This is a genomic window from Acinetobacter sp. TSRC1-2 (genome assembly GCF_049895885.1).
In the GTDB taxonomy this organism is placed as follows: domain Bacteria; phylum Pseudomonadota; class Gammaproteobacteria; order Pseudomonadales; family Moraxellaceae; genus Acinetobacter.
Genome location: NZ_JAFCTF010000007.1, coordinates 93551 through 110939, shown reverse-complemented (window position 1 = coordinate 110939; position 17389 = coordinate 93551). Strand labels below are relative to the sequence as shown.

The following is a 17389-nucleotide window of genomic DNA, read 5'->3' as shown; positions in this document are numbered from 1 at the left end:
ATTATCATCAACAGTTCACCTATCTATGACTTCGGTGCGTGAGCATCGAGTACCATAAAAGCTTCCTTGGCATCCTGCAGGGGAGGCAATTGACCTAAAGACGCCAGGCCAAAAGCATTTAAGAATTGTGGCGTTGTAACTAACAACGCGGGTTTTCCCGGTAGTTCTCTAAAACCGGACTCTTTAATCCAGTTCCAGTCAAACAACGATCTCAGTATCTGACTATTATTTGAAACTCCACGAATTTGTTCAATATCTGCTCGGGTTACTGGTTGATGGTAAGCAATCACAGCAATGGTTTCGAGCATGGTTGGCGATAAGCGAGTTGGTCGCTCTGGCCAAACTTGGGTAATGATATTACGATATTTAGCACGAACCTGAAAACGGAAACCTTGTGCTGTTTCCACCAGTTCGATCGATCTGCCATGTTGTAGCATAGCAAGTTGTTGCAAGAATTGACGCAATTCTTGTTTAGAATATAGATTCTGGAACGCTTCTTTTAAACGTGCAAGTGAAACTGCTGCTTCACTTGCAAAAATAATTGCTTCCAGTTGCATCAAAACTTCATGTTGGTTATCAGCGACAGATAAAGGAGAAGCTTGATGATCAATCATGCGAGTACTCCTTGAATCGCAAGTGGCGCTTCAATACCTGTCGCAATAATATTCACTTTTTGTTGACGGGTCAGTTCTAAAATGGCCATAAAGGTGACCACCATCCCCATACGTCCCTGACTCGGTTTCAATAAGGCTTGAAAATGTAGAATTTCACCGGAGCCTAAACGATTTTCAATAAAGGCAATCCGTTCTTCAAGCAGTACCGGTTCTTGTAAAATTTGATGGGTCATCGGTTCTGGTCGGTTAAACACGCAAAATAAAGCATCACGTAAAAGACCAATATTATAGCCTTCATTATTCTGTGCAATCTGACCTAAACTGACATTGGTGGGGAAGGTATCGCGTTCTAAAACGGGCATTTGCCCCAGACGTTCAGCTGCCTGTTTTACCCGTAAATAAGTTTCCAGACGATCAATGAGTTGTTGTTTTGGATCTTTTTCAATCACAATGGATGTATTTGCTTTGGGTAGCAGCAAGCGTGATTTAAGATCGGCCAATAACGCCGCCATCACCATATAGTCAGCTGTTAATTCAATATTGAGTGACTTCATTGCATCCATATAGGACAAATACTGGGCTGCAATCGGCGCAATATCTAGTTGTAATAAGTTAAAACCGCTTTTTTGAATCAGATAAATCAGAAAGTCGAGTGGTCCTTCGAAATGCTCTAATAGAATTTCAAATGCTGCAGGAGGAATATACAAATCCTCTGGAATAGATTCTTGCCACTCATCCAAAACACGGATGGGTGAAGCTTGCTCCATAGGATTATGGATCGGTTGATTCATTACAGTTATAGGCCACGCGAATTTTCAAAGGCATGAAGATGCTATTTCAGATCAGCTTTCAGGATAGGTGCTGTGTGAAGAGAAAAAGCACATAATTAATCTGCGTAGTCTAAAGGAAAATGACCTTCAAATAAATTACAAAAGCTAACAAATGACAAAAAAACCTAAAATAAATAGGGATTTTTTATTGAAGGGAAAATAATGTAATTGATGTCATTGTTAAATATGTATTTTTTACTGGTATAAAACAAATTTTTTACGCAATATAAAATTAAGAAACTGGGGTGTGATCAAAGATGAAAAATTATCAAAAAGTACAAGAAAATGAATAGGGTCAAATTATCGGTATACCTGTGTCCACTTCTTTAGTAGTGCATCTTTTAGCAAAAAATCTATATGGGATAGGGTCACATTACATGATTTTTCTGTAACTACACTCAATGAAGAGCATTTTCAGCAAATTTGGCAATGTGTAAATATGGAAGTGGATCGCAGTTGTTGGACCTATTTGCCTGATTCAGGCTTTAAAACTGAAGATGAATTACGAATCGCTCTAGGCAATTGTTTTGGCTTTAAGGGAAGCATCCATTATTTAATTAAAGTTAATGCTAGGGTGGCGGGATGGGTGAGGGTTAATTAATCAATCTCCTGCGGATCAGGTCATAGAAATGGGTAATGTTTATTTTTCGCATCAAATGAAACAGTCTACCGCCTCGACCGAAGTGATCTATTTATTATTGCAAGCATGTTTTGAGCAAGGCTTTCGCCGGGTTGAGTGGAAATGCGATGAATTGAATCAACCGTCAAAACGTGCGGCTGCACGGTTTGGATTTCAGTATGAAGGAACCTTTCGTCAACACCGTATAGTAAAAGGTCGAAACCGCAATACGGCATGGTTTTCAATATTAGATGAAGAATGGATCAATCTTCAAGAAGCTTATCAGAATGAGTTCGAGCTAAATAATCTTGATGCAGAGGGAGAACAGAAAAAAGTGTTTAACTAACTTACAAACTCAATAAAAAAAATAACATAACAATAGGTTTTGTCATTAAGTAAAATAAAAAAGAGTGATACGGTTGGCATAATAATAATTTTTTGATAAGTATAAGTAGACTGAGAATGAATATTAAATTTGTGATTACAGGTGTATTTATCATTGCAGTGTTATTTGGAGGGATTGAACTGTATTGGAAGCATAAGTTTCAGCAGCAAGTGCGTGAGACATTAAAAAATATCCGTATGGATGATACGATGCGCCAGCAAATGAAGAGTACAGGATTGCCGATCAATGATGGGGATATCTTAAATCACTATCCCAATATTATTACTTATATGTATTTGACAGAATTTAATGGTAAACAAGTTCCGGATCCTATAAAAAACAGTGTCAATCAGCTCGGCTGTTCAATTCTGGAGAAGTTAAAAGGACAGAAACCGGATATGGTAGATGCTTATTTAACGGTCTATAAAGACGATAACGTGACGGCAACTTATATTATTCAGAATAAATTTAGACAAGAAATTTATCAGACCAAGCAAACTCTTACTGAATGTCCAAATTTCAATCAAGCTGTATAAACCAATGCAATCACATTTACAGAGACATCTGAATATCGCTCGTCTCTGAGAAAACGTTGACATGCAATAAAAAAATGGAAGAGTGGCGCTTGATTTATTCTGTATTCAAGGATGCAGAATAAAGGGCTTATTCAAAAGCGCTTACATCTCCGACACCACGACGGATCACTTCCGGATGCTCACCGGATAAATCAACAATACTGGTGGTATTTAAAATTCCTAGACCTCCATCCACAAACACATCAATCCGTTTACCCAGTTCCATTTCAATATCATATGGATCATCTAAAGGCTCTGTATGATTGGGAAGAATCAGCGTACTGGTCAACAGGGGTTCATCCAATTCCTTCAATAACATTCGACAAATCGGATTACTCGGAATACGCAGTCCGATGGTTTTCTTTTTTGGATGCATCAGTCGTTTGGGGACTTCACTGGTTGCAGGTAATATAAAGGTGGTTACAGCAGGGGTATTATTTTTCAGCAACCGATACATGGCATTGTCCACCTTGGCATAGGTGGCAATATCGGATAAATCACAACACAGAATGGCATATTGATGCTTCGGTCCTAAGCCACGAATTTGTGCAATACGCTCCATGGCATTTTTATTGCCGATTTGGCAACCAATTGCATATGCGGCATCGGTCGGGTAGACCACCACGTCACCGGCTCGGATACGTTCTACCGCCTGAGTGATTAAACGGGGTTGAGGATTATCAGGATGTACTCTTAAATGAAGCATATTTATTTTCTCCCGACTTGTTTTTAGACATTATCTGTTGATTTTACAAAGTCTTGCAATCATGCTTTGATGCGTTTATGTAATTCAATCCAGAATTTCGCGTTGAAACTCATCACTTTGTAATGTTTTGCCACCTCTAACACAGGCACAGATACACTGAATAAAGCGTGCTGCATCGCGGGGAAGTTGGGCTTCGCCATTAAAATATTGCTGAACTTGGGCATATACATTGTCTTTAAAAGTTGCGCCATCACCGCTATCACCGGTTAAATTATCTAAAGATACGCGGAATTTTCGATCGAAAGCTTGAGAGAATAACCATTCAATGGCTTGCGGTTTAATTTCCACCTGTTCAAATAATGCTTGTTGATCAGCAGTTCGACCATCCGGGGCATACCAATAGCCCAAGTCTGCCACTAAGCGTCTTTGCTCGCCGGCAATGCTCCAGTGGCTGATCTCGTGTAACGCACTATTAAAGAAACCATGCGCAAACTGAATGCGGGCAGGGATGTCTTTATTCGCTGGAAAATATTCAGGTTCAAAATCACCACGAACAAGCGTCACATTTAGGTGGGAAAACCAGTGATTAAAGTGTAGTATAAGCCAATCTACTTGTTGAACTTCTGTTTGCAAATTAGCCCACGGTGAAAGTTGCACATGGTCTAAAAAAACCGCGGAATCTGAGGTTGAATGAGTGGTAAACCGTAATGAAGTAGTGACTTCAGGTTGCGGCTGCAACTGATGCATGACTTGTATTACCCAAATGATCTGTCTAAATAAGTACAAAATTGTATCTTAATCTTTGACAGAGTACCCATGAATTTGTAGAATTGCCGCCTTAATTATGTCAGCAAATACCTTTCCGGCACAGATTGAGCCGTTTAAATGGGCTGAACAAGGCTTTACATGGTCAGGTACCCTGCCATTGTCTCGCTTTGTTCGTATTTCCCGTGAAGCTGTTGGATCAATTGATCATCAATTGATTAACATAGACTGTAAGCTATCAATGGATGCGTATCATCGTATCGTATGGTTAGATGGTCATGTTGAAACGAAAGTTCCAATGGAATGTCAACGTTGTTTGAATACCGTTGAAATTCCTCTCGTTTCAGACTTTCATTTAGCGCTTGTGGATGATGAATCACTGATAGAGCGCTTGGATGAGGATGCTGATTTCATCGTCCTAGGTGAGAGTGAAGCAACGACCAAAGGTAGCTTTGATGCACCTGCGACAGCTGATTTACTCGCACTGATAGAAGATGAATTGTTATTGTTGATGCCTTTGTCTCCTAGACATGACGTTTGTGAGCATAAGCATCAACCTGCTGCTGATGACATTGCCGAAGAAAAACGGGATAATCCGTTTGGTGTTTTGGCAGGTTTGAAGGGCAAACTTAACTAATTTTTGTGTTATACTGTAAAGTATAAGACAACTGAATTTGTTCTGATCCATTTTTCGATCTTTGTAAGGAGCCATCATGGCCGTTCAGCAAAACCGTAAAAGTCGCTCTCGCCGTGACATGCGCCGTTCACATGACGCTTTAACCGAGAATGCATTAACTGTAGACCAAACATCTGGTGAAATTCACCGTCGTCACCACGTGACTAAAGATGGCATCTACCGTGGTCGTCAATTATTCGCTAAAGCAGCTGCTGCTGAATAATTGGTGATATTAAGCGTCAAGCTTAGTAGAAAAAATGGGAGCGAAAGCTCCCTTTTTTTGTTGCCGTTTTTTGTTGTATTTGGCAATTACCAAAACAAAAATTAAGTGTTAAATTTCGCTTCGTAAAAGAGCTTAGACTCATGAAAGGATTTTGATATGTCTGCTAAACGACTCGAGCAAGCAGCTCAAGCGATAAAAACTGCATTTGTTTTTCCTGGTCAAGGTTCACAGAAAGTTGGCATGTTAGCTGAACTTGCAGAACAGTTTAGTGGTGTGACCGACACTTTTGCCGAAGCTTCAGAAGCGATTGGTTTTGATTTATGGCACATTGCCCAAAGTGGTGAAGGGTTAAACCAAACAGAATTTACACAGCCTGTATTGCTGACTGCAAGTATTGCCTTGTGGCGTGTGTGGTTGGAATTGGGTGGTGTTGCACCAAAATATCTTGCAGGTCACTCATTGGGTGAATATAGCGCATTGGTTGCAGCTGGAGCGATGAGTTTAGGCGATGCCGTTAAACTGGTACATTTACGCGGTAAACTTATGCAAGAAGCTGTTCCACAAGGACAGGGTGCGATGGCCGCTATTTTGGGCCTCGAAGATGCCAAGGTGATTGAGCTTTGTGAGCAAGTCAATGCACAGGCGAACGGTTCAGTAGAAGCCGCAAATTACAATGCACAAGGTCAAGTGGTCATTGCTGGTGATAAAGCAGCAGTAGAAGCGGTAATGGCTGCGGCAAAAGAACAGTCAGGTAAAGCGATTGCCTTACCGGTCTCTGTTCCATCACATTGTTCACTGATGAAACCTGCTGCGGAAAAGTTTGCGGCAGCTTTGGAACAAACTGCCATTGAGCTACCTGACCTTCCTGTAATACAAAATGTGAACGCAGAAATCGCAACTGATGTGGCAGGCTTGCGTCAGGCATTGACTGCACAATTGTATCAATCAGTGCAATGGACCAAGACCATGCAGTACCTGCAAGATCAAGGTGTAGAGTATGTGGTTGAATGTGGTCCGGGTAATGTCCTTGCCAATCTTGCAAAGCGTTTGCCAAATATTAAAAAAGCATTTCCACTGGACAGTAATAGCCGTCTAGAAGATGCATTAAATGCCATTTTAGTGGCTGAAGGGAAAATTGCATGACACAAGAACGTAAAGTCGCCTTGGTAACAGGTGCGAGCAGAGGGATTGGAGCAGCCATCGCTCAGCAATTAATTCAAGACGGTTATTTTGTCGTTGGTACGGCAACTTCCGAAGCAGGCGCAGAAAAATTATCTGCAAGTTTTGCTGAAAATGGGGCCGGTGCGATGCTTGATGTACGAGATGCTGCTGCCATTGATGCCTTAGTTACAGATATTGAACAAAAATATGGTCCTGTTTTGGCACTCGTCAATAATGCCGGAATTACCAAAGATAATTTGTTACTACGTATGTCTGAAGATGACTGGGATGACATTCTCAATATTCATCTGAAAGCCGTATATCGTCTATCTAAGCGTGTTTTAAAAGGCATGACCAAAGCACGTTTTGGACGCATTATTAATATCAGTTCTGTCGTTGCCCACTTTGCAAATCCGGGACAAGCCAACTATTCTGCTGCAAAAGCAGGTATAGAAGCGTTTGGCCGTAGCCTTGCAAAAGAAATGGGTAGTCGCCAAATTACTGTGAACGCTGTTGCACCAGGTTTTATTGCAACAGAAATGACAGAACAGTTAAGTGAAGAAATTCGTAAGAAAATGAGTGAACAAGTGGCATTGAACCGTTTAGGGGATCCACAAGATATCGCAAATGCAGTGAGCTTTCTGGCTAGCGAGAAAGCGAATTACATTACTGGTACTGTTTTACATGTGAATGGCGGTCTATACATGAGCTAATTAGCTGATGTATAAACTTTCAAAAAATTAGATATTCAATTAAACTAACGGCATTAAAAACGCCACAAGCAATGAGGAGAATTCCTGTGAGCGATATCGAACTACGTATCAAACAAGCGGTTGCAGAACAACTTGGTCTTAAAGCTGAAGAGATTAAAAACGAAGCATCTTTTATGGATGACTTAGGTGCTGACTCTTTGGACTTAGTTGAGCTTGTTATGTCTTTCGAAAATGATTTTGACATCACTATCCCTGATGAAGATTCTAACGAAATCACAACTGTTCAATCAGCTATTGACTATGTTTCTAAGAAACTAGGTTAATTGTTGTTTCAGCTTTGCTGAAAATGAAAGCCACCTTTTAGGTGGCTTTTTTAATGAAAAATTAAAATGCTTGTTGGGTCTTTTATTACATACCGTTACCTTTACATGACCAAAGAGCATCTTTTTGAAGCAGAATTTTAGGTATAAAAATAGAACACTATTTTTAATAGCATAAATAACAAGATGGAGAACTAAAATGGGTCTTTTTGATTTTATAAAAGGTATTGGTAAAAAAAATACTGCACCAGCAGAACCACAGGCAACTCCAGCAGCTTCAACTACTCCAGCAGAGCCCTCTGCACAAGAAATCGCAAATAAACTACTCGGACATATCAAGGCTTTGGGCTTACCTATAACCGGTTTATCTGTGAGTTATAACAGCACTTCTGATCTGGCGACCCTTAAAGGGCAAGTGCAAAGCCAGGCAGACCGTGAAAAAATTGTATTGGCGGTAGGGAATGTGGATCATGTCGCAAAAGTTGATGATCAGATGACTGTTGCGACGCCTGAACCTGCAAGTAAGTTTTATACAGTTAAATCGGGCGATACCCTGTCTAAAATTTCAAAGGCATATTATGGTGATACCAATCAATATAACAAAATTTTTGAAGCTAACCGTCCATTGTTAAAAGACGCTGATGATATTTATCCAGGACAAGTACTTCGTATTCCTGCTTAAGTAGAGAATAATAAAAAAAGGCGCTATGAGCGCCTTTTTTTATTAAAATTTGTGCTGTAATTTTCTTCTGGCAAGTTGTTCTCTGCCTAGAAAGAATTTAGGATTTAAATAATAATGCTGCATTAAAATCTGGATCAGTTGTTGTCGGTTGTCTTTGTTTAACATATTCAGATCAAGATGTGCCATTTTATATTTCTTTCGAAACTCAGGTTTTAAAATAAAACCGATAGAGCACTTTTTTTGGTCTAATGCCTTTGTTGTGAGCGGCTTAAGCACACGATACCTTGAGGCATGCGAGGAATAAAGCTGGGCTTTGAACAACATATTATGCTGCACCATGTTATTGAGCTTTATTCCCATACTTTGTATGGAGATAGTCTGGCGGCTAACTACAAGTTTTATGTTCATGGCAATACAAGCCAGCAGAATGATCAGTATCACTAATAACCAACCCGACAGGGGTTGATGTAATAAATACTGAATCAGACTACTAAGATCTTGAACCCTATTGAAGCTACTGAGTGAGTGCTGTGCTAAAACAATAAATAGCGCAGGGATGAAGATCAGCCCAATAAAATAACGCGGCAGATAGTGACATTGAAATAGTGGATCTTCAGTTGCTATGTCCATGAACCATCACCTTTCAAGAAAAGTATAGGTAGGAATCGCCATTTCTAGCGCACTGACTGTTCTATTACCAGACAGTGAGTGTTGGGGGGGTGTTATAAATTTGACTCCAATTAAATTGCATATTAATTTTTTGATGCTTGTTTTAGCATCTTCTTTTCTTACATTTTTTCTTTTATTCGTCTTTGTTGTATTCATCTATTTTAAGTTTTTGGTTTGACTTGGGTTTAGCTATTTTTGTTGTAGATTTGAGTATGAAAGTAAATCTTGTTAGGCAATTTTTTAGATTCAAATTTTTACTTTTTCTTGTTTTTATAAAATTTTATTCTCTATATTTTACTGCAACGTGGATTTGATATTGATGAGATAGACTCAGTTTATTTGATTATTTAGGCACAATTCTTGCTGTTTGTTATTAAATTTATTTTAATGAATGGTAAAAATGAGCTATCAAATTCATCGATGTACAGGAAATTCAGCAGCTGAGTATATAATTTTAGCTTCAGGTTTGGGGGGGCATGGCAGTTTCTGGAAACCTCAAATTGCAGCTTTAACAGAACATTTTCATGTTCTAACTTATGACCAGGAAGGTTGTCATGCCGCTTCAGCTCTTCTGCCAGATAAGTATTCAATTACTAGTCTGGCATTGCAGTTACTGGAAATTATAAAATTAGAAAAAATTCAGTGTTTTCATTTTATTGGACATGCGATTGGCGCGTTTATTGGTGCAGAACTGGCTATATTAATAATGTCATCTGAAATAAAACTATTAAGTTTGACTTGTATTAACTCCTGGGATGAACTCGATCCGCATACCCAAAAATGCTTCGAAGCACGAGTTCATTTATTAAAATCCGCAGGTGCTGAAGCCTATGTGCGAGCACAGGGGCTATTTCTATATCCACCCGCCTGGATTTCAAAAAATCATCAGCATTTAAATACGCTGGAAAATATTCAGCTTGAAGATTTCCCACCGGTTCAAAATGTACTGAAACGTATTCAAGCTGTTCAACAATTTAAAATCAACAATCAGCATATACAAGCATTGCTGCATAGCCAACTGCATTTCATTGCCAATCAGGATGACTTTTTAGTGCCAGTCCACAAGTCGAGTGATCTACAACAGCGACTCGGTCATGGGCAACTCAGTGTGCTTGTTACAGGGGCACATGCATCTACAGTTACACAGCCAGAGTTATTAAACAAAACCATGCTGCAATTTTTTCACAATCATTTTTTAAAAGTGGTTTCATTCTCGAATTAAGCAGGCTTATTTATAGCAATAACCGGTAAATTTTTTATCAAACCGTGATTTTAAGATCACGGTTTTTTATTAATTTTTACCTAGAAAATTCCAGCATTACTCAAAAATTAATTTATCAAATTTTTAAGATTATGCATTTTTTTGGAGCCCTTATCGCTATAACAGTGCACATGCTTTATTGATTATTTTACTGTTTGTTAAAATAATATATTTATAAAATATTGAAAAATATAAATTAAATATAGTTGGCATAGCATTTGCTAAATATTAATTATAAAAAATCAAGTTGAATGCTTGAAGCATATTTATAACCAAATGGTAAAAATGAGGTGTTAATAATGAAAATAGGTGTCTTTTGTCCAATCGGAAATAATGGCTGGTTGCTGTCTGAAAATGCACCGCAATATAAACCTAGTTTTGAAATGAACAAGCAAATTGTGCAACGTGCAGAACATTATGGTTTTGACTTTGCACTCTCGATGATCAAGCTACGTGGCTTTGGCGGGAAAACCGAATTTTGGGACCATAACCTCGAAACATTTACCTTAATGGCGGGTCTTGCTGCGGTGACCAGCAAAATTAAAATTTATGCCACAGCGGCAACTTTGGTTATGCCGCCTGCAATTGTGGCACGCATGGCTTCCACCATTGACTCCATTTCCAATGGTCGTTTCGGTCTGAATGTGGTGACTGGCTGGCAAGCACCTGAATATAAACAAATGGGCATGTGGCCGGGTGATGAATACTTTGCGAAACGTTATGACTATTTATCTGAATATGTCGAAATTTTACGTGAGCTTTGGGCGACTGGACAATCGGACTTTAAAGGCGAACATTTCCAAATGGATGATTGCCGCGTAAGTCCAGTTCCACAAGCCGATATGAAAATCATTTGTGCAGGGCAGTCCGATACGGGGCTAGAGTTTTCGGCTAAATATGCAGACTACAACTTTGTCTTTGGTAAAGGTCTAAATACACCTAAGGCTTATGCAGATATTAATGATCGCTTAAAGGTACATACCGATAAAACCGGCCGTGATGTGCAAACTTATGTGTTGTTCATGGTCATTGCGGCAGAGACCGATGAAGAGGCTTTTGCAAAATGGCAAAGCTATAACGATGGGGCAGATGTCGAGGCGATTAACTGGCTGATGAACCAAGGCGGTAAAGATACCAAATCTGGTGCAGATACCAATATTCGTCAAATGGCATCCAGTGTGTCACCCGTCAATATCAATATGGGCACCCTTGTGGGGTCTTTTGAAAATGTCGCAAAAATGCTGGATGAAATTGGTGAAATCGAAGGAACTGAAGGCATTCTTTTAACTTTTGATGATTTTATTCAAGGCGTAGAAGATTTCGGGCAAAAAATTCAACCGCTCATGAAATGTCGTGAGCATATTGTAGTTGAAGGTGAAGCAACTCAAGTTTCAGTCTTGGAGAAGTCAGCATGAATACCAATAAATCTTTAGAAAATGTGGTTTGTGCAGGATTTACTCAAGCCGCTGGCACTGGAAAAGTGTTAAAGGCAGAACCTGAAGCGATTCAACTGGCAGCTGAGCAAACCGCTTTAATCGTGATTGATATGCAAAATGCCTATACCTCAAAAGGCGGCTATTTAGACTTGGCAGGTTTTGATGTTTCAAAAAACAAGCCTGTAGTGGAGAACATAAAAAAAGCAGTCGATGCCGCGCATGCTTCAAACATTCAAGTGATTTATTTCAAAAATGGCTGGGATGATCAATATGTCGAAGCGGGTGGTATCAATTCCCCGAATTTTCATAAATCCAATGCCTTAAAAACTATGCGTAAGCATCCTGAATTACATGGGAAATTACTCGCGAAAGGTGGCTGGGACTTTGAGCTGATTGATGAACTTAAACCTTTGGCCCAAGACATTGTGATTGAAAAACCCCGTTATAGCGGTTTCTTTAATACCGCTTTGGACAGCATGCTCCGCAGCAAAGGCATTCGTAATCTGGTTTTTGTCGGGATTGCCACCAATGTTTGTGTGGAATCGACGTTAAGAGATGGCTTTTTTCTTGAGTATTTTGGTGTTGCACTGGACGATGCCTGTTATCAGGCAGGGCCGAGGGAAGCGCATGCAGCCAGTTTATATAATATTAAAACCTTTTTTGGCTGGGTATCCGATACGCAGAACTTTGTCGAAACCTTTCAATCAAAATCACAAATCTTAGAAAAATCAGCTTAAGTCGTTATAGGGGAAAACACATGCCTAAAGAAATTATTTTACCAGCAGGCACCGGTAAGCCACTTGCACCGTATGTTCCTGCCACCAAAGCGGACAATATTGTTTATGTGTCGGGCACTTTGGCCTTTGACGAAAATAACAATGTCGTACATGTAGGGGATGCAGCCGCACAAACCCGTCATATTTTGGAAACCATCAAAAAAGTCATTGAAACTGCGGGTGGGACGATGGATGACGTGACCTTTAATCATGTCTTCGTTAAAGACTGGGCCGATTATGCCGCCATTAATACAGTCTATGCGGAGTATTTTTCGGGGGATAAACCGGCACGTTATTGCGTACAAACGGGCCTGGTGAAACCGGATGCTTTAGTTGAAATTGCATCTATCGCGCATGTTTAAATTAAGAAACTTCTCAAAAAAGATGTAATTTTGATATCAATAAAGGACAAAACTGAAATTCAAATTGAATAATGAACAGTTGAATTTCAGTGATGGAGGTGGTGATGAACAGCAAAATCATATCGGTTCAATCGACAAAAGATTTAGTACAACATGCGCAAAGTTTTCAAATGACGGCTCATGAAGCGCATACAGAAATTGATCAGGCAACTTTTAGACAGGGCATGTCCAATTTGGGTGCAGCGGTCAATGTGATTACCACAGATGGTGCAGCAGGTCAGGCAGGTTTTACCGCTTCTGCAGTGTGTAGTGTCACCGATTCACCGCCGACTGTGTTGGTTTGTTTAAACCGTTCGGCCTCAGTATTTGAAACCTTTAAATGCAATCAGGTGCTTTGCGTAAATACCCTCGCTGCACATCATGCTGAATTATCAAATATCTTTGGTGGAAAAACGCCCATGTCGGAACGATTCTTGCGTGGAAAATGGTCGACATTGCTCACACAGGCACCAGTTTTAGAGGATGCACTGGTGTCATTTGATTGTGAGGTGGTACAAAGCATGTCAGTCGGCAGTCATGATGTACTGATTTGTCAGGTCAAAGCCATGAAACAAAATCAAGGTATGAATGCATTGATGTATTTCAATCGTGCATATTGCGAGCCACAACCTATGAACTAATCCAACATTCCTAATTGAGGGGAGGGGAAACCCATGCAAAAAAAAGAATCGTGGTTTCCGGAATTTAAGCCTTATCAAGGCAATTTAGATACAACACCTGTGCAAATAGATGAATATTTACCTGCGGGGAAAAGTATTGTTTTAGGACTGCAACATGCTTTTGCCATGTTTGGCGCAACGGTGCTTGCACCTTTGTTGATGGGTTTCGATCCGAACTTGACCATTTTAATTACCGGTATTGGGACCATTTTATTTTTTCTGATTACCGGCGGCCGCATGCCGAGTTATCTGGGGTCGAGCTTTGCTTTTATTGGTGCAGTTGCTGCAGCAACCGGTTATGCCGGTGCAGGATCTAATCCTAATCTTGCCTTGGCACTTGGCGGAACTATGGTCTGTGGCTTGATTTATGCCGGTATTGGTTTAATTGTCATGAAAACCGGTACCCGCTGGATTGAAAAGCTGATGCCACCGATTGTGACGGGCGCAATTGTCATGATCATTGGTTTGAATCTCGCGCCAGTGACCATTAAAAGTGTATCTGCTAGTTCATTCGATACATGGATGGCAGTGGTCACCATTATCTGTATCAGCGTAGTGGCAGTGTTTACTCGTGGGATGGTGCGACGTTTATTGCTTCTACTCGGTCTTGTAGCTGCCTATTTCATTTATTTCCTAATGACCAATGTCATGGGTTTCGGTACACCGATTAATTTTAGCATTATTTCAGACGCGGCCTGGATTGGTTTGCCGACTTTGCATAGTCCTGTTTTTAACGCCAATGCCATTTTATTGATTGCACCTGTCGCACTGATTTTAGTGGCTGAAAACTTGGGTCACTTTAAAGCGGTATCGGGGATGACCGGCAAAAACTTGGACCCATATATGGGCCGTGCATTCTTTGCAGATGGTGTATGTACTTCAATGTCAGCATCGGTTGGTGGTACAGGTATGACCACGTATGCAGAAAATATTGGCGTGATGGCGGTAACTAAAGTTTATTCAACTACAGTATTTGTCATTGCTGGTGTGTTCGCGATTTTACTCGGTCTTTCACCTAAATTTGGTGCCGTGATTAGTACCATTCCTGTGGCATTATTGGGCGGTGCATCCATTATGGTATTTGGTTTAATTACTGTGGCTGGCGCAAAAATCTGGATCGATAACAAAATAGATTTCAGCAAAAACAGCACCTTAATTATTGCTGCGGTGAGCCTGATTATGGGAGCGGGTAACTTTAGCTTGAAAATTGGCATCTTCGATTTAGGCGGTATTGGTACTGCAACTTTAGCGGCGATTGCCCTGAATCTATTTTTGAATCGTGGTGAAGATGCAACCAGTCCAGCCTGTGTAGATACCGAAAATTCAGTTACACCAGTCACACATCCATAGGAGTTCATTTTGAGTCAGACAATTGCATTTATTGGACTCGGGGCAATGGGATGGCATATGGCTTCCCATCTTCCTAAACTTGGACATGAAGTCTGGGTCTGGAACAGAACCCAGTCCAGGGCAGATCATCATTCAATTAGCTTTCAAACCCAATCTGTCAATATAGAAAAAGCAGTGCAAGCAGATTATATATTTTCATGTTTACCGACCAGTGCGGATGTAGAGCAATTGATTGCAGCGCATCCACCCAAGTCAGGTAGTATCTGGATTGATTGCACCAGTGGTGTTCCACAATCCGCACAACAGTTAAATCAAGCCTTAAAAAAAATAGGGGTTGAATATCTGGATGCACCGGTTTCAGGTCAGACCATCGGCGCTGAAAAAGGCACCTTAACCGTGATGATTGGTGGTGATGTAGCTGCTTTTGACAAAGCCCGACCGATCATTGCTGCATTTTCAGGTCTCATTGAATATGTCGGCGAAAGCGGTTCTGGTTTTGCGGTGAAAGCGATTAACAATACCTTGATGGCCACCCACTTATGGGCGTTGGCAGAAGGTCTCACTGTATTGAAATCTAAGGGCGTGGATTTATCAGCAGCTTTGAACTGTATTAATCATTCCAGTGGTAAAAGCAGTATGTCTGAAAATATTATGGCGCAGCGGGTACTCAGTCGAAGTTTTGATAAAACCTTTGCGCTGGATTTGTTGCAAAAAGATATTGGCATTGCTGTAGAGTTGATTCAGCAAGAGTCATTGCGGCTTCCAAGTATGCATTTAATTCAGCAGCAATTTGCTTTAATTGAGAAGGAATCCGCGAGTCAGTTAGATTTTTCTGCTGCTGTACAAGGTTTGGAAAAGATCAATCAAATCGAGTTGCGATAAATCTGTCACACCTCAGCTTAAACTCTCTATTAAAAAACTCGGATTAAAAAGTCCGGGTTTTTTATTTGAAGTGCTTTTGGCATGAAGTTAGTGAACTGCTCTGTTTTATAAAGTGACATAACAAAAATTATATGTACTGACAGTGGGATATTCTCCGAATAAGCTGCCTCTCGATACCTGTTTTAAATTCGAACAATTAAACCTATAATTTAAAAAGATAATATAAAGAAAACTAAGGGTATATATGAAAGGGCAGATATTAGATTTTTCCATTCAGACCAATTCGGGAGTGATCAGCGGCGATGATCAAAACCGCTATCAGTTTTCTGGGGCACAGTGGCATGGGCAAATTCCACCTGGCCGAGGTCAAAAAGTTGATTTTACCGTGGATGGAACTGGTCAGGCCAATGACATTTATATCCTCAGTTCACCGTCAGTATTTCCTACGCAAGTGGGCGAGAAAAACAGGATTATTGCTGCAATCTTGGCCTTTTTCCTTGGCGGCTTTGGTATTCATAAATTTTATTTGGGGCAAATCGGCTGGGGAATTGTTTATCTCATTTTCTGCTGGACCTTTATTCCGGCAATCGTCGCTTTCATCGAGTTCATTATTTATTTGTGTACCTCAGATGAAGATTTTTCCCGGAAATACGGCTAAATGATTAGGGTTTGTTGACATTTCAGCCATAACCCTACGGGACAGAGACATTTTTTTGCCGCTACTGCGTTATGTCTTATTCATTTAGAATAGCTAAATCTTATAAGTCATGCCTTGTATCGTCTAAAAAATGTCCTCTGTCGCAAGCATCTGTGAAATGTCAACAGACCCTATTCAAAAAGGGCGCTATCGCCCTTTTTTTATTTGCTTTATTTAGCAGGTTGTCCCCATTCATTCGTTTCTTGCTTGGTTTCTGTTGCCAGCCAGACAATTAATAAAATGGTACCAATTAGAGGAATAAGCGCAATTAAGAACCACCAACCTGAGCGACCTGTATCATGCAAGCGTCGAACTGCTGCTGCAAGGCTTGGAATAAAGAGTGCCAATGCTACAATTGCATAAAAGACAAATTCAGTGCCGAGTATGCCATCAATGATTTGAGCAACAACTAAAATAATAAATTGAACCAAGGCAAAGAACCAGTATTCTTTACGACGAGCGCGCCCTGTAAAAGTCGCATAATTTTTTAAACATTTAACAAACCAGTCAATCATATTGAATTGTTCTTCAGCTTTATTCTGATCGGAAAGTTTGTCTAACTGATTGGAAATATTTTGTACAGGGTTACTGTGGCCTAATGCTGTAAAGATTTGAATTGCACTACCAGCATTATCGATATCAAAATCCACACGATCGCCACGAGCAGGTTGGCGTTGTCCACGCCATTCTGCACCGGTAAAATTGTAGCGGTTTTGGTCATCGCCACTGATAATGCCGGTGTTGGTCTGGATTGAAAAATCCAAAATACTTCCTTTCATTTTAACCTCTGTGATTTTATGGGTATTAAGTTGTAAATTTAGTGTTGTTATTCACTTTCATAATAGCAGAACAGTTTAAAAATTAAACTGATTATTTATTCATAAGTTGCTGTATTGCTATTGTTTTTTATATTCATTTTATCTTTTGATAAAAAATCCCGCTACAAGAGCGGGATTTTCTGAATCTCG

Annotated in this window: 22 protein-coding genes; 16 read left to right on the top strand and 6 right to left on the bottom strand. The window is 40.1% G+C overall.

What is annotated here, in order from left to right; all coding sequences use genetic code 11:
* Window positions 1–23 precede the first annotated feature (23 nt).
* On the bottom strand, window positions 24–614 hold the full coding sequence (gene scpB, locus ACP69Y_RS09300) for an SMC-Scp complex subunit ScpB (protein WP_425918110.1): 591 nt from the start codon (window positions 612–614) through the stop codon (window positions 24–26).
* The gene (locus ACP69Y_RS09295) at window positions 611–1405 is read right to left on the bottom strand and encodes a segregation and condensation protein A (protein ID WP_425918106.1); all 795 of its coding nucleotides are present in this window, start codon (window positions 1403–1405) and stop codon (window positions 611–613) included. The genes scpB and ACP69Y_RS09295 overlap by 4 nt, the downstream gene beginning before the upstream one ends.
* A gap of 668 nt (window positions 1406–2073) precedes the next feature.
* Between ACP69Y_RS09295 and ACP69Y_RS09290 the strand changes: the two genes are divergently transcribed.
* Window positions 2074–2409, top strand: coding sequence for a GNAT family N-acetyltransferase (locus tag ACP69Y_RS09290; protein WP_425918104.1), 336 nt, complete (start codon window positions 2074–2076; stop codon window positions 2407–2409).
* Window positions 2410–2525: 116 nt separating this feature from the next.
* On the top strand, window positions 2526–2984 hold the full coding sequence (locus tag ACP69Y_RS09285; RefSeq protein WP_425918102.1) for a hypothetical protein: 459 nt from the start codon (window positions 2526–2528) through the stop codon (window positions 2982–2984).
* Window positions 2985–3111: 127 nt separating this feature from the next.
* Here the strand turns inward: ACP69Y_RS09285 and ACP69Y_RS09280 are convergent, their stop codons facing one another.
* The gene (locus tag ACP69Y_RS09280) at window positions 3112–3729 is read right to left on the bottom strand and encodes an L-threonylcarbamoyladenylate synthase (protein ID WP_424620131.1); all 618 of its coding nucleotides are present in this window, start codon (window positions 3727–3729) and stop codon (window positions 3112–3114) included.
* An 84-nt stretch (window positions 3730–3813) separates the two neighbouring features.
* Window positions 3814–4476, bottom strand: a complete 663-nt coding sequence (locus ACP69Y_RS09275) for an elongation factor P hydroxylase (protein ID WP_425918100.1) — start codon at window positions 4474–4476, stop codon at window positions 3814–3816.
* A gap of 97 nt (window positions 4477–4573) precedes the next feature.
* Here ACP69Y_RS09275 and ACP69Y_RS09270 point away from each other — a divergent pair, with 97 nt between their 5' ends.
* The 6 genes from ACP69Y_RS09270 (at window position 4574) to lysM (ending at window position 8269) form a co-directional block, all read left to right on the top strand.
* Window positions 4574–5131, top strand: coding sequence for a YceD family protein (locus ACP69Y_RS09270; RefSeq protein WP_425918098.1), 558 nt, complete (start codon window positions 4574–4576; stop codon window positions 5129–5131).
* Between the two features lie 76 nt (window positions 5132–5207).
* Window positions 5208–5393: a 50S ribosomal protein L32 gene (gene rpmF / locus ACP69Y_RS09265; protein WP_067870197.1), complete on the top strand. Its 186-nt coding sequence runs from the start codon at window positions 5208–5210 to the stop codon at window positions 5391–5393.
* 156 nt (window positions 5394–5549) lie between these two features.
* Window positions 5550–6536 carry an ACP S-malonyltransferase gene (fabD, locus tag ACP69Y_RS09260; protein WP_425918096.1) on the top strand — a complete coding sequence of 329 codons (987 nt, stop codon included), beginning with the start codon at window positions 5550–5552 and terminating at the stop codon, window positions 6534–6536.
* On the top strand, window positions 6533–7267 hold the full coding sequence (gene fabG / locus ACP69Y_RS09255) for a 3-oxoacyl-ACP reductase FabG (protein WP_424620138.1): 735 nt from the start codon (window positions 6533–6535) through the stop codon (window positions 7265–7267). The genes fabD and fabG overlap by 4 nt, the downstream gene beginning before the upstream one ends.
* 86 nt (window positions 7268–7353) lie before the next feature.
* Complete coding sequence (acpP, locus tag ACP69Y_RS09250) at window positions 7354–7590, top strand: acyl carrier protein (protein WP_004651013.1); 237 nt, start codon at window positions 7354–7356, stop codon at window positions 7588–7590.
* A gap of 196 nt (window positions 7591–7786) precedes the next feature.
* Window positions 7787–8269: a peptidoglycan-binding protein LysM gene (lysM, locus tag ACP69Y_RS09245; protein ID WP_425918094.1), complete on the top strand. Its 483-nt coding sequence runs from the start codon at window positions 7787–7789 to the stop codon at window positions 8267–8269.
* A gap of 42 nt (window positions 8270–8311) precedes the next feature.
* Here the strand turns inward: lysM and ACP69Y_RS09240 are convergent, their stop codons facing one another.
* A complete protein-coding gene (locus tag ACP69Y_RS09240) occupies window positions 8312–8899 on the bottom strand; it encodes a hypothetical protein (RefSeq protein ID WP_425918092.1) in 588 nt (195 codons plus the stop codon).
* A gap of 439 nt (window positions 8900–9338) precedes the next feature.
* Between ACP69Y_RS09240 and rutD the strand changes: the two genes are divergently transcribed.
* From rutD to ACP69Y_RS09200, 8 genes are all read left to right on the top strand, one after another.
* Window positions 9339–10160 carry a pyrimidine utilization protein D gene (gene rutD, locus ACP69Y_RS09235; RefSeq protein WP_425918090.1) on the top strand — a complete coding sequence of 274 codons (822 nt, stop codon included), beginning with the start codon at window positions 9339–9341 and terminating at the stop codon, window positions 10158–10160.
* Window positions 10161–10498: 338 nt separating this feature from the next.
* Complete coding sequence (rutA, locus tag ACP69Y_RS09230) at window positions 10499–11614, top strand: pyrimidine utilization protein A (RefSeq protein ID WP_425918089.1); 1116 nt, start codon at window positions 10499–10501, stop codon at window positions 11612–11614.
* The gene (gene rutB / locus ACP69Y_RS09225) at window positions 11611–12372 is read left to right on the top strand and encodes a pyrimidine utilization protein B (protein WP_425918087.1); all 762 of its coding nucleotides are present in this window, start codon (window positions 11611–11613) and stop codon (window positions 12370–12372) included. The genes rutA and rutB overlap by 4 nt, the downstream gene beginning before the upstream one ends.
* A 20-nt stretch (window positions 12373–12392) precedes the next feature.
* The gene (gene rutC, locus ACP69Y_RS09220; RefSeq protein WP_425918085.1) at window positions 12393–12773 is read left to right on the top strand and encodes a pyrimidine utilization protein C; all 381 of its coding nucleotides are present in this window, start codon (window positions 12393–12395) and stop codon (window positions 12771–12773) included.
* Window positions 12774–12943: 170 nt separating this feature from the next.
* Window positions 12944–13453 carry an NADH-dependent FMN reductase RutF gene (gene rutF, locus ACP69Y_RS09215; RefSeq protein ID WP_425918191.1) on the top strand — a complete coding sequence of 170 codons (510 nt, stop codon included), beginning with the start codon at window positions 12944–12946 and terminating at the stop codon, window positions 13451–13453.
* 33 nt (window positions 13454–13486) lie between these two features.
* Window positions 13487–14842, top strand: a complete 1356-nt coding sequence (gene rutG, locus ACP69Y_RS09210; RefSeq protein ID WP_425918083.1) for a pyrimidine utilization transport protein G — start codon at window positions 13487–13489, stop codon at window positions 14840–14842.
* A gap of 9 nt (window positions 14843–14851) precedes the next feature.
* A complete protein-coding gene (locus tag ACP69Y_RS09205) occupies window positions 14852–15724 on the top strand; it encodes an NAD(P)-dependent oxidoreductase (RefSeq protein WP_425918081.1) in 873 nt (290 codons plus the stop codon).
* A 244-nt stretch (window positions 15725–15968) separates the two neighbouring features.
* Complete coding sequence (locus tag ACP69Y_RS09200) at window positions 15969–16382, top strand: TM2 domain-containing protein (RefSeq protein WP_425918079.1); 414 nt, start codon at window positions 15969–15971, stop codon at window positions 16380–16382.
* 209 nt (window positions 16383–16591) lie between these two features.
* On the opposite strand, the gene ACP69Y_RS09195 is transcribed toward ACP69Y_RS09200, so the two are convergent.
* Entirely contained in the window at window positions 16592–17200 is a 609-nt protein-coding gene (locus tag ACP69Y_RS09195) for a DUF805 domain-containing protein (protein WP_425918077.1), read from the bottom strand.
* Between the last annotated feature and the right edge of the window lie 189 nt (window positions 17201–17389).

Coding starts and splice junctions, on each gene's coding strand:
- scpB (WP_425918110.1), bottom strand. CDS start 614: ATGATTGATCATCAAGCTTCTCCTTTATCTGTCGCTGATAACCAACAT.
- ACP69Y_RS09295 (WP_425918106.1), bottom strand. CDS start 1,405: ATGAATCAACCGATCCATAATCCTATGGAGCAAGCTTCACCCATCCGT.
- ACP69Y_RS09290 (WP_425918104.1), top strand. CDS start 2,074: ATGGGTAATGTTTATTTTTCGCATCAAATGAAACAGTCTACCGCCTCG.
- ACP69Y_RS09285 (WP_425918102.1), top strand. CDS start 2,526: ATGAATATTAAATTTGTGATTACAGGTGTATTTATCATTGCAGTGTTA.
- ACP69Y_RS09280 (WP_424620131.1), bottom strand. CDS start 3,729: ATGCTTCATTTAAGAGTACATCCTGATAATCCTCAACCCCGTTTAATC.
- ACP69Y_RS09275 (WP_425918100.1), bottom strand. CDS start 4,476: ATGCATCAGTTGCAGCCGCAACCTGAAGTCACTACTTCATTACGGTTT.
- ACP69Y_RS09270 (WP_425918098.1), top strand. CDS start 4,574: ATGTCAGCAAATACCTTTCCGGCACAGATTGAGCCGTTTAAATGGGCT.
- rpmF (WP_067870197.1), top strand. CDS start 5,208: ATGGCCGTTCAGCAAAACCGTAAAAGTCGCTCTCGCCGTGACATGCGC.
- fabD (WP_425918096.1), top strand. CDS start 5,550: ATGTCTGCTAAACGACTCGAGCAAGCAGCTCAAGCGATAAAAACTGCA.
- fabG (WP_424620138.1), top strand. CDS start 6,533: ATGACACAAGAACGTAAAGTCGCCTTGGTAACAGGTGCGAGCAGAGGG.
- lysM (WP_425918094.1), top strand. CDS start 7,787: ATGGGTCTTTTTGATTTTATAAAAGGTATTGGTAAAAAAAATACTGCA.
- ACP69Y_RS09240 (WP_425918092.1), bottom strand. CDS start 8,899: ATGGACATAGCAACTGAAGATCCACTATTTCAATGTCACTATCTGCCG.
- rutD (WP_425918090.1), top strand. CDS start 9,339: ATGAGCTATCAAATTCATCGATGTACAGGAAATTCAGCAGCTGAGTAT.
- rutA (WP_425918089.1), top strand. CDS start 10,499: ATGAAAATAGGTGTCTTTTGTCCAATCGGAAATAATGGCTGGTTGCTG.
- rutB (WP_425918087.1), top strand. CDS start 11,611: ATGAATACCAATAAATCTTTAGAAAATGTGGTTTGTGCAGGATTTACT.
- rutC (WP_425918085.1), top strand. CDS start 12,393: ATGCCTAAAGAAATTATTTTACCAGCAGGCACCGGTAAGCCACTTGCA.
- rutF (WP_425918191.1), top strand. CDS start 12,944: ATGACGGCTCATGAAGCGCATACAGAAATTGATCAGGCAACTTTTAGA.
- rutG (WP_425918083.1), top strand. CDS start 13,487: ATGCAAAAAAAAGAATCGTGGTTTCCGGAATTTAAGCCTTATCAAGGC.
- ACP69Y_RS09200 (WP_425918079.1), top strand. CDS start 15,969: ATGAAAGGGCAGATATTAGATTTTTCCATTCAGACCAATTCGGGAGTG.
- ACP69Y_RS09195 (WP_425918077.1), bottom strand. CDS start 17,200: ATGAAAGGAAGTATTTTGGATTTTTCAATCCAGACCAACACCGGCATT.